Annotated in this window: 12 protein-coding genes; 4 read left to right on the forward strand and 8 right to left on the reverse strand. The window is 55.3% G+C overall.

Features of this window, described 5'->3' with window-relative positions; all coding sequences use genetic code 11:
* Position 1 precedes the first annotated feature (1 nt).
* The 6 genes from hutH (R1T41_RS06305) to hutI all read right to left on the reverse strand — a co-directional run bounded on the left by hutH (R1T41_RS06305) (position 2) and on the right by hutI (position 7,327).
* The gene (hutH, locus tag R1T41_RS06305) at positions 2-1,504 is read right to left on the reverse strand and encodes a histidine ammonia-lyase (RefSeq protein ID WP_317340682.1); all 1,503 of its coding nucleotides are present in this window, start codon (positions 1,502-1,504) and stop codon (positions 2-4) included.
* A complete protein-coding gene (locus tag R1T41_RS06310) occupies positions 1,501-2,325 on the reverse strand; it encodes a glycine betaine/L-proline ABC transporter ATP-binding protein (protein WP_062950985.1) in 825 nt (274 codons plus the stop codon). The genes hutH (R1T41_RS06305) and R1T41_RS06310 overlap by 4 nt, the downstream gene beginning before the upstream one ends.
* Positions 2,318-3,175, reverse strand: a complete 858-nt coding sequence (locus tag R1T41_RS06315) for an ABC transporter permease (RefSeq protein ID WP_062950983.1) — start codon at positions 3,173-3,175, stop codon at positions 2,318-2,320. Before R1T41_RS06315 ends, R1T41_RS06310 begins: the two co-directional genes overlap by 8 nt.
* 101 nt (positions 3,176-3,276) lie before the next feature.
* The gene (locus R1T41_RS06320; RefSeq protein ID WP_258547145.1) at positions 3,277-4,305 is read right to left on the reverse strand and encodes an ABC transporter substrate-binding protein; all 1,029 of its coding nucleotides are present in this window, start codon (positions 4,303-4,305) and stop codon (positions 3,277-3,279) included.
* 199 nt (positions 4,306-4,504) lie between these two features.
* Positions 4,505-6,046 (reverse strand): histidine ammonia-lyase, encoded by a 1,542-nt coding sequence (gene hutH / locus R1T41_RS06325; RefSeq protein WP_317340687.1) that lies wholly within the window; start codon positions 6,044-6,046, stop codon positions 4,505-4,507.
* A gap of 54 nt (positions 6,047-6,100) precedes the next feature.
* Positions 6,101-7,327: an imidazolonepropionase gene (gene hutI, locus R1T41_RS06330; protein ID WP_317340689.1), complete on the reverse strand. Its 1,227-nt coding sequence runs from the start codon at positions 7,325-7,327 to the stop codon at positions 6,101-6,103.
* Between the two features lie 79 nt (positions 7,328-7,406).
* On the opposite strand from hutI, the gene R1T41_RS06335 reads away from it, so the two are divergent.
* From R1T41_RS06335 to R1T41_RS06350, 4 genes are all read left to right on the forward strand, one after another.
* Positions 7,407-8,771, forward strand: coding sequence for a formimidoylglutamate deiminase (locus R1T41_RS06335; RefSeq protein WP_317340691.1), 1,365 nt, complete (start codon positions 7,407-7,409; stop codon positions 8,769-8,771).
* On the forward strand, positions 8,768-9,472 hold the full coding sequence (locus tag R1T41_RS06340; protein WP_062950979.1) for a GntR family transcriptional regulator: 705 nt from the start codon (positions 8,768-8,770) through the stop codon (positions 9,470-9,472). Before R1T41_RS06335 ends, R1T41_RS06340 begins: the two co-directional genes overlap by 4 nt.
* A 1,155-nt stretch (positions 9,473-10,627) precedes the next feature.
* Positions 10,628-10,984 carry a hypothetical protein gene (locus R1T41_RS06345; protein ID WP_317340694.1) on the forward strand — a complete coding sequence of 119 codons (357 nt, stop codon included), beginning with the start codon at positions 10,628-10,630 and terminating at the stop codon, positions 10,982-10,984.
* A 77-nt stretch (positions 10,985-11,061) separates the two neighbouring features.
* Positions 11,062-11,400: a hypothetical protein gene (locus tag R1T41_RS06350; RefSeq protein WP_317340696.1), complete on the forward strand. Its 339-nt coding sequence runs from the start codon at positions 11,062-11,064 to the stop codon at positions 11,398-11,400.
* A 191-nt stretch (positions 11,401-11,591) separates the two neighbouring features.
* On the opposite strand, the gene thpR is transcribed toward R1T41_RS06350, so the two are convergent.
* Both thpR and R1T41_RS06360 read right to left on the reverse strand, forming a co-directional pair.
* The gene (gene thpR, locus R1T41_RS06355) at positions 11,592-12,137 is read right to left on the reverse strand and encodes an RNA 2',3'-cyclic phosphodiesterase (protein ID WP_317340698.1); all 546 of its coding nucleotides are present in this window, start codon (positions 12,135-12,137) and stop codon (positions 11,592-11,594) included.
* A 68-nt stretch (positions 12,138-12,205) separates the two neighbouring features.
* Positions 12,206-13,072 (reverse strand): pirin family protein, encoded by an 867-nt coding sequence (locus R1T41_RS06360; protein ID WP_317340700.1) that lies wholly within the window; start codon positions 13,070-13,072, stop codon positions 12,206-12,208.
* Between the last annotated feature and the right edge of the window lie 47 nt (positions 13,073-13,119).

The following is a 13,119-nucleotide window of genomic DNA, read 5'->3' on the forward strand; positions in this document are numbered from 1 at the left end:
ATCAACCGATCTCCTGATTGATGAAAGTGGCCTTCATAAAAGTCCGGATGGCGTTGAAATCGTCATGCATCGGGCGATCATCGCGATAGGACGGAACAACCGCACGAATATCGGCGTAAACCTTGCCGGTGCGTTTTGCCGGTGCGACATCTTCTGCCCGAAGGTCATAAGCCTGTGCTGCTGCCAGAAGTTCTATCCCCAGAACCGTTTCCAGATTGTCGAGGATACCCAGCAACTTCCAGGCTGCCGGTGTGGCATGGGTCAGGATATCTTCCTGAAGGGCTGATGTGATCCCGCCGTCCAGGCTTGCCGGGGCGGCAAGGCGACGGTTTTCCGCAACCAGTGCCACAGCGGTATATTGCGCAATCATGTAACCGGAACACACACCGCTTTCGGGCACTAGAAAGGCAGGCAAACCGCTTACCATCGGATTGACCAATCGATCAATCCGGCGTTCCGAAATTGCTGCCAGTTCGGCTGCCGCCACTGCAAGCCCATCGAGAACCAACCCCAATGCGGCGCCTACCGCATGGGCTTGGGAATGGACTTCCGGCGTGGATGCATCACCCGAAACTGCCGGGTTATCGGTCACACTTGCCAGCTCGCGTTCAACCGTTTCGACGGTATTGTCAAACAGGTCTCGTACAGTACCGTGCACCTGGGGCACTGCGCGCACACTTAACGGATCCTGCGTGCGTTTGCCTGCCGATGCCGCCAGCATCGGGCTATCGCCCAGATAATCGCGCAGAATACTGCCGACTTTCTGCAAACCATCGGACTTCCGCAATCCCAGTGCTTTTTCGGAAAATGCCGTGATCTGACATCCAAGGTTTTCGGCACTGAGTGCCGCCGCCGTATCAGCCCACCCCATCAACAACTGCAACCTCGAAAGTGCCACACAGGCAAGCCCGGTCGCACAGGGCGTCCCGTTAACCAGACTAAGCCCTTCCTTGGCTTCAAGTTGCAGCGGAGAAATCCCGATCTGCCTGCAGGCTTCTGTACCGGTAATTCGCACGCCACCCTGCACGGCATGACCATGCCCGATCAGAACCAGTCCGATCGACGCCGCATGGGTCAGATACCCGACAGATCCCCGCGATGGCACCACCGGAATGCAGTTGGCATTCAAAAGCGCCAGCAGGGCGTCGACCACCTCGATCCGGACACCGGATGCACCATGTGCAAAATTATTGATCTGGGCGGCCATGATCGCGCGGGTTTCAACCAGTCCCAGTGGATCACCAACCCCGCAGGCATGGCTCATCAGGATGTTATGCGACAAAGCCTGCTGACGATCCCGATCAATGATCACGTCACACAGGGCACCAACACCGGTATTGATGCCATATCCCTTGATGCCACGCTCCACCAGCGCATCAACAATTTTTCGTGCTTTTACGATCCGCTCACGTGCTTCCGGTGCCAGTGCAAGGCGCGCACCATTGGCAACGGCGGCAATCTGCTGCCAGCTCAGGGATGACGAAAGCACAACATCCTGTGTCATTGCGCCTCCACTCCGACCTGACGGCGCTGAACGAACCGGGCAACATAGTCGTTTGCCGGATTGTTCAGGATGTCAGCCGGTTTGCCGACCTGCACAAGCTGTCCGTCTTTCAGGATCGCGATTTCCGACCCGATCCGAAGCGCTTCTTCCAGATCGTGGGTGATAAAGACGATGGTTTTGTGCAACTCGGTCTGAAGCTGCAAAAGCTGGTCCTGCATTTCCGCCCTGATCAACGGATCAAGGGCGCTGAATGCCTCGTCCATCAGGATCACGTCGGTATCGGCGGCCAATGCACGTGCCAAGCCGACACGCTGGCGCATCCCGCCGGACAATTCATGGGGATACTTGTTTTCATATCCCGTCAAATTGACCGCATCGATCCATTTCTGGCCGATTTCACGTGCTTCCTGTTTGGATGTACCCCGCACCTTCTGACCGTAAATCACGTTCTGCATCACGGTTCGGTGCGGCATCAGGGCAAAGCTTTGAAACACCATGCTGACACGATGGGTCCGGAATGAACGCAATGCCTTGGGCGACAGGTTCAGGATGTTTTCACCATCAAACAGAACCTCGCCACTGGTCGGCTCGATCAGCCGGTTCAGGTGTCGGACAAGGGTCGATTTCCCCGACCCTGACAGGCCCATGATCACAAAAATCTGGCCCGGTTCAATGGTCAGGCTGACATCGTTAAGACCAACCGAACATCCCGACACATTGAGGATTTCATCCTTGTCCTTGCCTTCGCGCGCCATCTGCAACGCGTTCTGTTCCTGATGGCCAAAGATTTTGAAAACGTTGCGGATTTCGATTTTACCCATGGCTCGCGCCTCCTGCCTTCGGCTTGCCAAGGCCCTGTGTAATCCGGTCCAGCAACACGGCAAGAATGACAATCCCGATCCCGGCTTCCAGTCCCTTGCCGACATCAAGTGTCTGAATACCGTTCAAAACCTGTTCACCCAGTCCGCGTGCGCCAATCATTGACGCAACAACCACCATCGACAGCGCCATCATGATTGTCTGGTTCAGGCCCGCCATGATGGTTGGTGTCGCCAGCGGAAGTTCGACCCCGAACAGGATTTGCCGTGGGCTGCCACCAAATGCGGTTGCGGCTTCAACCACTTCCTTGTCGACCTGGCGAATACCCAGATCGGTCAATCGGATCAGCGGCGGGACGGCATAAATGATGGTGGCAAGAATGGCCGGAACCTTGCCCAGGCCAAACAGCATCAGGGCCGGGATCAGATACACAAAGCTTGGCATCGTCTGCATGATATCAAGGATCGGCAGGATGATGCTGCGCACCAGACTGCTTTTGGCCGCCAGAATGCCAAATGGCACCCCGATCACGACGGAGACGATGGTCGCCATCAGCATCAATGCCAGTGTCTGCATCGTCAGGTCCCATAGACCCAGTATTCCGACCACAAACAGCAAAACGCCAACCGCAACGGTCAGAACCCAGCGCCGCGAGCTGTACCACGCACCCGCCATGAAAAGGACGATAACAACCCACCACGGCAAGCCGCGCAGCACCCATTCGATGAACAGGACGGATTGCAAAAGCGCATGCGAAATCGCCTTGAATATCCAGCCGTAATTGATGACCAGCGTTTCGATGAAATCATTCACCGGGCCGCGAATGGAATAATGAAGGTTCTCGGGAAACATCGAAGATTTTCCTTTATTCTTGCCTGCTTGTCCGGATGCGCCCTAGGGCGCGAAACGGTTCTCCTGCCCACATTCCGGCAGGAGAACGCAGTCCGACAGACTTACTTGAGGCTGTCTTCGATCTTCGCCTTTGCCTCGGGCGAAACCCATTCACCCCAGACATCCGCCTTGGTTTTCAGGAATTCCTTCGCGGCAACATCGGCATCGACTTCATTGTCAGCCATATAGGCAAGGCTGCCATTGACGTCTTCAAGCGGGAAGGTTGCCTTTTCAAGAACGGCTGCGATTTCCGGTGCCTCTTTGGCAAAGGTGCTGTTCACGCCATAGGCAACATCGACACTCGGAAACGCGCAGGCTTCCTCGCGCTTGCCATCGGATTTCGAAAGTTCGGCCCAGCACGCATCGCTATAAGCCGGTTCATCAAGCTGGATCAGATTGAACTTGCCCATCATCGCGGTCGGCGACCAGTAATAGAACAGAAGCGGTTCGCCCTGCAGATATGCCGACTTGATCGCCGCGTCGAGTGCGGTACCCGTGCCCGGGCGGAAGTTCACGTAATGATCGTCAAGCTGATAGGCTTCGAGCTTTGCGGTACTGATCCCCTCGCAGGTCCAGCCGGACGGGCAATTCAGGAAACGGCCCTTGGACGGTTCTTCCGGATCGGTGAACAGTTCGACATATTTCGGATCGGAAAGCTGGGTGACACTTTTCAGGTCAGGTGCCATCGGCTCGATGCCGCGCTTTTCGTCCCCTTTGATCACGTAATCAGGCACGAACCAGCCTTCGCTGGCCCCGACAAAGGTTTTGCCAATGGCAACGACCTTGCCCTGATCAACGGCCTTGTTCCAGATATCGCTGCGGCCAAGCCATTCTTCGGCAAAAATCTGAATGTCGTTATTGGCAACCGCCTGTTCGAGCGTGATCGAATTGCCCGGAATGGAATCCACCTGGCAATCGTAGCCGGTCTCAAGGATGTTCATTATCACTTCGGTAATGAATGCCCCGCTTTCCCAGCTGATACCGGCAAATTTCACCGTATTGCCGTCACTGCAATAGGATGCGCTTGCACCCGTCGTCGAAAGACCAAGTGCAACAATTGCAGCAAGGCCCGTGGTTTTAATGTGTTTCATAGACATGGTAGCCCCTCTGTTCAAAATGCGTTCGGCACTTTTGCTTTTTGGACAGACCCGAAGGTCAGCCGGTTTCTTCCCTTGCGTGGTGATCGTTGCCACCGACCCTTTTTGTTTTTGCCGCCTCGCTTTTGACGATTGCGGGGATTTCCCCGGATCACCGGTTTTTGCACCGGTGATCCGAAAACTTTTGCTGTCCTTACGCCTGTCCCCCGACGACAAAACCCGAAAGTTTCGCGGCCGAAACAAGGCTGCCATCGGTTACCAGTTCCGCGGCCTTCGCCAGATCCGGGGCCATGTAGCGGTCCTGTTCGACGCTTGGAATATCTTTGCGGACCATCGCCAGAACGTCCTGCAAACCGGCACTGGTTTTAAGCGGATGGCGGAATTCAACGCCCTGTGCCGCACAGATCAGCTCGACCCCCAGAATGTAGGAAAGGTTGGCATTCATCCGCGCCAGCCGGCGTGCGCCGTGGGCGGCCATTGATACATGGTCTTCCTGATTAGCACTTGTGGGGGTGCTGTCGGTCGAACACGGATTGGCAAGATGCTTGTTCTCGCTCATAAGCGCTGCCGTCGTGACCTCGGCAATCATCAGACCGGAATTCAAACCCGGATCGGGGGTCAGGAACGGCGGCAGGTCATGTGAAAGTGTCGGATCAACCATCAATGCCACCCGACGCTGGGCAATCGCCCCGATTTCGGCAACGGCAAGCGCGATCTGATCGGCAGCGAAGGCCACCGGTTCGGCATGGAAATTCCCGCCCGAAACAATCCGGCCATCTTCTTTCAGAACCAGCGGATTATCGGTGACCGCATTGGCCTCGATCTCCAGCGTTTGCCCGGCAAAGCGCAGCAAATCCATGGCCGCCCCGGTCACCTGCGGCTGGCAGCGGATGCAATACGGGTCCTGAACGCGGGTATCGCCTTCGCGATGGCTTTCGCGGATTTCGGAACCGTCCATCAAGGCGCGCATCGACCGCGCGACATTGATCTGCCCCGGATGACCACGCAGCGTATGGATTTCATCCACCAGCGGGGCGGTCGATCCCATGATCGCATCGGTCGAAAGCGAGGCGGTCACAATCGAACTTGCCGCGTTGCGCCAGGCTGAAAACAGGCCGACCAATGCACATGCGGTTGAAAACTGTGTGCCGTTAATCAGGGCAAGGCCTTCTTTCGGGCCAAGGACCACCGGCGTCAGACCTGCCTTTTTCAGGGCATCCGCACCGGCCATGGTTTCACCGCGATAGACCGCTTCGCCAGCCCCAATCATGACAGCCGTCATATGGGCGAGCGGCGCCAGATCGCCCGACGCCCCGACCGATCCTTGTGACGGGACAACCGGGGTTACGCCATATTCCAGCATCCCCTCGATCAGATCGATAATGTCCCAGCGCACACCCGATGCACCCCGCCCGAGCGAGAGCAATTTCAACGCCATCATCAGACGCGTGGTCGGGATATCAAGCGCATCCCCGACACCGCAGCAATGGCTGAGGATTAGGTTGCGTTGCAGGGTTTCGGTATCCTTGGCGGCAATCTTGACCGACGCCAGTTTGCCAAAACCGGTATTGACCCCGTAAACCGCATCACTGCCGTCGGCGGCGGCACGTACCATCGCATGGGCGGCCTCGACCCCGGCCTTGGCCGACGGGTCCAGCTTCACGGCTGCCTGACTGCGCCAGATATGTTCAAGATCGGCCAGTTTCACCGAAGCGGGGATCAGGGTGACGGTCATTTTGCATCCTTGTCGAATACAGGTTTCGGGGCGCGTGGGCAGAGTTCAGGGCGCCTAGCGCGCGACCGGAACCCCACCGAAAATACGTTCAAACAGCGGGTTGAACCCGATGCGGTATGAAAGCTCTGCCGGGTGCGACACATTCCAGATCGCCAGATCAGCCCGCATGCCTGCCCTGACCTGCCCGGTATCGGACAGCCCCAGTGCACGGGCGGCATGGGCCGTTGCCCCGATCAAGGCTTCTTCGGGGGTCAGGCGGAATAATGTGCAGGACATATTCATCGTCAGCAGGATCGACATCAGTGGCGATGTGCCCGGATTGCAATCGGTTGCAACCGCCATCGGCACGCCATGCTTTCGAAAGGCGGCGACGGGCGGCAACTGTTTTTCATGCAGGGTATAAAACGCGCCGGGCAACAGGACCGCGACCGACCCGGCTTTGGCCATCGCCATCGCGTCTTCTTCGTTGGCATATTCGACGTGATCGACCGACAACGCGCCATAGCTCGCGGCCAGTTTGGTGCCGCCGATATTTGAAAGCTGCTCGGCATGCAGTTTGACCGGGATTCCAAGCGCGCGGGCGACATCGAACACGCGGGTAATCTGTGCGGTATCGAACGCGATGCCTTCGCAGAAACCGTCAACCGCATCGACCAGCCCCTCTGCGTGGGCGGCGCGCAAAGTCGGGATGCAGACCTCGTCTATATAACGATCCGGTTCACCCTTGAATTCCGCCGGGGTGGCATGGGCACCAAGGAAGGTGGTTTTGATCCGGACCGAACGATGTTTTTCAATCGCGCGAGCTGCGCGCAGCATGTTCAGTTCCGTCTCGCGGTCCAGACCGTAACCCGATTTGACCTCGATCACGCAAACACCCTCAGCCAGCAGCGCATCAACCCGCGGCAGGGCATTTGCCAGCAATTCTTCAACGCTGGCGGCGCGCGTTGCGCTTACGGTTGAAACGATGCCGCCGCCTGCCCGAGCGATTTCCTCGTAGCTTGCGCCTTGCAGGCGCATTTCGAATTCAACGGCACGGTTGCCGCCATGCACGACATGGGTATGGCAATCAATCAGGGCCGGTGTGACCAACCGCCCGCCAAGGTCACGATAAGGGAATTTTTTGCTGTCTTTATAGTCTTCGGGGATGGCATCGGCATGGCCGACCCAGACGATTTTCTCGCCCTCGATCGCGACGGCACCATTATCAATCATGCAATATGACAGTTGATCTTTGCCCGGCGCTTTATCGATCGCGACAATTTTCGCATTTCCCAAAAGCATGTAAAGCTCACCCTTGATAAGTCTGTTATTAAATATAATATGTACGTACATAATATCACTGTCAAGACGGGTATAGGCAATGACGGTTATCTGGGCAAATCAGGCACTTACGACTTCGGGTTGGGAAAACAACGTTCTGATCGAGATCGATGAAAGCGGCAGAATCACTAGGGTTCAGGCCGATTCCCCTGCTACTGGCAACCGTGTTGGCACGCTTTTGCCCGCGATATCAAACCTGCATAGCCACGCGTTCCAGCGTTCGATGGCCGGACTGACCGAAAGACGCGGCCCCGATCCCCGTGATACCTTCTGGACATGGCGGCAATTGATGTTCCGCTTCCTGGATCAGCTCACCCCGGATCACGTGCAGGACATTGCGGCCTTTGTGCAAATGGAAATGCTCGAAGCCGGTTACGCCAACAATACCGAGTTCCATTACCTGCACCATCAACCGGGCGGCGTTCCCTATGACAATATCGCCGAGATGGCCGAACGCATTGCGGCGGCGGCAGACATAACCGGTATCGGCCTTACCCTTCTGCCGGTGCATTACCAGTTCGGCGGTTGCGACAAACGCCCGCTTGGCGCGGGACAAATCCGGTTTGGCAATGATCCGGAACGCTTTGCCAAACTGTATGAGGAAAGCAAAAAGGCGTTAAAATCCCTGCCGTCCGACACCCGCATGGGGGTTGCCCCCCATTCGCTGCGTGCCGTGGGGCGGGAGGATCTGATTACCACCACGCGCCTGTCAAAGGACGGCCCGGTTCACATGCATCTGGCTGAACAGGTCGCCGAGGTCGAGGAGGTCGAGGCATCCTGGGGCAAGCGCCCGGTCGAATGGCTGCTTGAAAATGCCGATGTTGATGAAAACTGGTGCCTGATCCATTGCACGCAGATGCAGGAACACGAAACACTTGGACTCGCCAAAACGGGTGCGGTTGCCGGACTTTGCCCGATCACCGAAAGCAGCCTTGGCGACGGTATCTTTGATGGTGTGCGTTACCTGAATGCGGGCGGTACCATTGGTGTCGGGTCGGATTCCAATATCCGTATCGCCCTTTCCGAAGAACTCCGGACACTGGAATACAGCCAGCGTCTTCGCGATAAATCGCGTGCTGCCCTTGCCACCCCCGAAAAATCCACCGCACGCCGTTTGTTTGATGCGGTTGCCAAGGGTGGCGCACAGGCCGCAGGCCGCGATGCCGGCCGGATCGAGGTCGGCGCACTGGCCGATCTGATGGCGCTTGATGGCGCGGCAGTTGACCTTATCGGTCGGACAGGCGATACGATCCTCGATACATATGTCTTTGCCGGAGATGATCGTATGGTGCGTGATGTCTGGTCGGCCGGTCGCCATGTCGTGACCGAGGGCCGCCATATCGCACATGATACGATCACGGGCCGGTATCGCAAGATGATGGAACAACTCAAGGAAGCGGTGTGAGCACCACCACGGAACTGACAAACTGGCAATCGGTCCATGACGAGGTCCTGCGCCGCATTCACACCCGTGAATGGAAACCAGGCGACCAGATCCCCAAGGAAGTCGAACTGGCCGAGGAACTGGGCTGCGCACGTGCGACCGTCAACCGGGCGCTCCGCGAACTTGCCGCCGAGGGCTTCCTTGATCGCCGCCGCAAGGCCGGAACCCGTGTCGCCGCCCACCCGGTGCGGCGTGCAAGGCTTGACATCCCGGTCATACGGCTTGAGATCGAGGGCCGCGGCCAGAAATATACCTATGGCCTGCTGTTAAGCGAACGCCGCAGCCCGCCGCCGGAAATCTGCGCCAATCTGGGCGTCACCGCGGATAGCGACATGCTGCATATCACGTCGCTGCATCTGGCGGATGGCAAACCCTATATGTTTGAAGAACGCTGGGTTTCGGTCGCCGCCACGCCGGAAATTGTTGATGCTGATCTGTCCAAAATCAGTGCCAATGAATGGCTGGTACTTCATGCCCCCTACACCAAGGGCGACATTTCATTTTCCGCTGTGCTGGCATCCGAAAACGAAGCCAAAATCCTGCGCACCCAAAAGAATGAACCGCTGTTCCTGATCGAACGCACGACCTGGGAGGGGGAAAAGGGCATTACCTCCGCCCGGCTGGTGTTTGCGCCAGGATACCGGATGCATACGGCGCTTTAGACCTTCCGCAGAGCCTTTGGTTTCTGCGCATATCCCCTCCTTTTTTCAGATTTCCTGAAAAAGTTCTTGATTTGTTCTTTTAGTTATGGCATAAAAGTAAAGTCAACGGGAGAAATGCACCCGGACCGAAACCCGCAAAGCCTTACAGGCTCTGCGGGTTTTTGCGTTTGGGGCCGAATCAAAGAGGGTATCAGGATGCAGGGACAAAGATTGAGGCGGGGCGGCGGGGTAGCCCACAAGATATGCGTCGGCGGGTGGCGGAGCCATTACGGCGGCGTTCCGCACCGCTTCTAACACGTTTCGAACACGCTTGTTTGTCATGACGGGAGAGGTGCGTCTTATCGGGGAAGCGACCCCGAATTTGCCGAAAGAGGCAGCAATGGCAGCAGTGGCGGCAGTGATTTGTGGCCCGTCGGTGGTGGACAGGTTGGGGGCAATACGCCCGAAGACCGTCTGTTGGTGAAGATGGCGGCGGCCCGAGGTTTGTCTGGACGTCGGGGTGGCAGGTTGTCGCCGTGGCCGGATCAACCAACGAGCCGCCGGGCGGTCCGTGGGGCCTCAGTTGGCGGGGTTGCTGGAGGCCCGAAGTTTGTCCGGGCTCCGTAGTCATGACATTGTCGGAAGTGGCCGGAGCGGACAGCGAGTCTGCAGGGCGTCTGGTGGCTGGTGGAGGCACGAGATTTGTCCAGCGGTGCCGGAAGTCCCGCATCGCCGGAAGTCGCCATGGCGCAGGCCGTGAACCCGATGACCGTCTGTTGGCGAGGTTGGCGGAGTTCGGGCTTCCTCAGTTGCGGGACTTCCTGTTTGGGCTTGGGTACCCTCTGCTGTAGCTGCCATGCTTCCGTGGTCGTTGGCATGGAGGAAACAGTGCAGCCCGGTAGAGGTTCAGTGCCGAGGATCGCGTTTGTGAAAAGGTGATTGCCCCTTTTCTTGAAGGTGCTGGACTAGAAATGATCGGCACCCCAAAGACGGGTCAGGTTGGCCATATTCAACAAATAATGTAACAACGATGAATATAAATGCTGTTCACGCCACAATGGACGAGAGTTTAGAGGAATTCGCCCGTGCGCAGAGAAGAGTAAGCTACTGTCTTTACGATTATCTAACATCCAAAGTTTACCAATATGGCCTCAGTACATCAATGATGGTGAAACCGTGATTCCTGAATATGAAAAAACTCTGAAAGAAATTACTTCTCCCCTATCTTCTATTGGCTTCGAAATGAAGACGAACACCGATTTTAAAGCTGTTTTCATGTCTGATGGTGGGTGGAAAATCTTACTTGAAGGAGATAGATACTACAGACCTTTAATTGAGATAACCATTTCACCACCACACGATAATTCAGAATATTCGTTAAGAATAATAATTAAATGCTATGAAACTATAGAAAAAGAGAAACAACTACCGCCAACGGCAATAAACCAAGTGGAGTTTTTACTTAAAAATTTTCACTCATGGGTAAAGAATACACAAACATATAAATCAACCTACGACAAATTAAACGCTTGAAGCTATACAATTATTTTTTTGATATTTATCTTCAAATGGATATGTATACGATCCATTATTATCTATGAGTTAATTAAATGAATAGAAAATCATCCTTTTTAGAACATATACCAGACCTGTTACATCCAGCCAGATGGTTAATAGATGATGGATACGAACCATCACTAGATGGGGAATATTTTATCAACTTCAAAAAAGGAAAAATAAATATACAAATATACTATGGACATAACGCTGATCCTTCTGATGTTGGAATCATAATCGATACATCAGAGTCTCACCGTCATGAGAATGGATATCCAGTAACCTACAGTGTATTTGAAAGCATTTGCGCAAAGAAGAATGGCTTTATTAAAATTAACTATAATGATAAAATATCTCACATAAAAAAAGGTTTAAATATACTTAGAAGATAACCCTTCTTTGCTTGAAATTGGAGAATTAGTAAAAATAAGAAACAAATACAATGAAATAATAGAAAACGAAATGCCATTGCACATGAGAAAATATCTGGAAAATTCTAAACCTTCAAAAATACGATAAGACGCGGCGCAGTAGAACGGGGGGACAGATTTATTTTTTAATGCGGACGAGAATTTACGCCCCTCTAATTACCCATCCCATCATACGCTGCCACCACCCGAAATTCCGGACCGTCTGTTGTTGAATGACTTTCATACAGACAGAACCGATCAACGGTGAACGCCCTGCTTGACAAGTCGAGGTGATCAGCAACGGCCTGTTCAACGGTCGCGCGGGCGGCATTGCGGTTGCGGGCCAAAGTGATGTGCGGGGTGAATTTGCGCATATCCATGTCCGGGCATTCTTCAAGCCGCAGCAATGCCTTTTCCACGCGGCTTGCCAAGGCGTGCAAGGCGGGTTGATCTGCGACACCGGCCCAGAAAATGCGCAGTTTGCGGGCGGAGGCAAAGATGCCAAGGCCCTGCACGCGAAGATCGAACGGTTCGAACGGAAGGTCTGACAGGGCAGTGTCGATTTCTTTGGCAAGGCCGGGATCGACATTGCCGATGAATTTCAGCGTGATGTGCATGTTTTCCGGGGTCTGGGCATCGAGCCCCCTGATCCCGCGCGCCAACGGGTAAAGGTCGTCGGCAATATCAGCCGGTATTTCGACGCCAACAAACAAACGCATATTCGGAACTCACGCACGGAAATCTGGCGGGTGGGGATTTGATCGTTAAGCGGACGACCGCCCGGTATTTATCCGGTCGAACGGCCCGGAAGCGGGATGATGTCATCCTCGCCCGGGATTTGCGGGAAACGGCCCGCGGCCCAGTCGGCCTTGGCCTTATCGATCCGTTCCTTGGAACTGGAAACAAAGTTCCACCAGATATGGCGATAACCGACCGGCAATCCGCCGAGCAGCATCACACGGCAATCGGATTGGGCGACGATATCGGGAATTTCTTCGGGCGGGACATAAATGAAGTTTTCCGGTTCATACAGGTCACCGTCGATGCGCAGACTGCCGGAAACGACATAAAGGGCGGCTTCCTGATTTTCACCGGGCAGCAGAAGCTGCGCGCCTGCATCCATGCGGACATCAAGATAAAACAGCTTGGACTTGACCGGGACCGGGGCGGTTTTGCCAAATGCCTCGCCCGCGATCAGGCGCATATGCAAACCGGCATCATCAATGACCGGCAGGTCATCCCCGGCGATATGGAAAAATTCCGGATCGGATTCTTCTTCGTCTTCGGGGAGGGCTGCCCACAATTGCAGGCCATCGAGTTTATGATGGCTGTTACGCACCGCATCGGTTTCGCGTTCGGAATGGGTGATGCCGCGCCCGGCACTCATCCAGTTCAGATCGCCCGGCTGGATTTCCAGAAGACTTCCAAGGCTGTCATGATGGCGGATCGCACCGTCGAAAAGATAGGTGACGGTGGCAAGGCCGATATGGGGATGCGGGGCAACGTCAACACCCTGCCCCGGATCGAACGATGCCGGTCCCATGCGATCAAAAAACACGAACGGACCGACAGACCGGACATCCCGATGTGGCAGGACGCGGCGCACGGACAGGGGACCAAGATTGGCTTCCTTGCCAGAAATCAGTGTGGACATGCGCCGCCTCCTTTTTAGGTCTGCTTCAGACTAATCTGGTTCGAACC

The sequence above is a fragment of the Thalassospira lucentensis genome (assembly GCF_032921865.1).
Taxonomy (GTDB): Bacteria; Pseudomonadota; Alphaproteobacteria; order Rhodospirillales; family Thalassospiraceae; genus Thalassospira; species Thalassospira lucentensis_A.

Excerpts from the sequence above, each read along its gene's own strand:
- hutH (WP_317340682.1), bottom strand. The coding sequence starts at position 1,504 with ATGACACAGGATGTTGTGCTTTCGTCATCCCTGAGCTGGCAGCAGATT.
- R1T41_RS06310 (WP_062950985.1), bottom strand. The coding sequence starts at position 2,325 with ATGGGTAAAATCGAAATCCGCAACGTTTTCAAAATCTTTGGCCATCAG.
- R1T41_RS06315 (WP_062950983.1), bottom strand. The coding sequence starts at position 3,175 with ATGTTTCCCGAGAACCTTCATTATTCCATTCGCGGCCCGGTGAATGAT.
- R1T41_RS06320 (WP_258547145.1), bottom strand. The coding sequence starts at position 4,305 with ATGAAACACATTAAAACCACGGGCCTTGCTGCAATTGTTGCACTTGGT.
- hutH (WP_317340687.1), bottom strand. The coding sequence starts at position 6,046 with ATGACCGTCACCCTGATCCCCGCTTCGGTGAAACTGGCCGATCTTGAA.
- hutI (WP_317340689.1), bottom strand. The coding sequence starts at position 7,327 with ATGCTTTTGGGAAATGCGAAAATTGTCGCGATCGATAAAGCGCCGGGC.
- R1T41_RS06335 (WP_317340691.1), top strand. The coding sequence starts at position 7,407 with ATGACGGTTATCTGGGCAAATCAGGCACTTACGACTTCGGGTTGGGAA.
- R1T41_RS06350 (WP_317340696.1), top strand. The coding sequence starts at position 11,062 with ATGAATAGAAAATCATCCTTTTTAGAACATATACCAGACCTGTTACAT.
- thpR (WP_317340698.1), bottom strand. The coding sequence starts at position 12,137 with ATGCGTTTGTTTGTTGGCGTCGAAATACCGGCTGATATTGCCGACGAC.
- R1T41_RS06360 (WP_317340700.1), bottom strand. The coding sequence starts at position 13,072 with ATGTCCACACTGATTTCTGGCAAGGAAGCCAATCTTGGTCCCCTGTCC.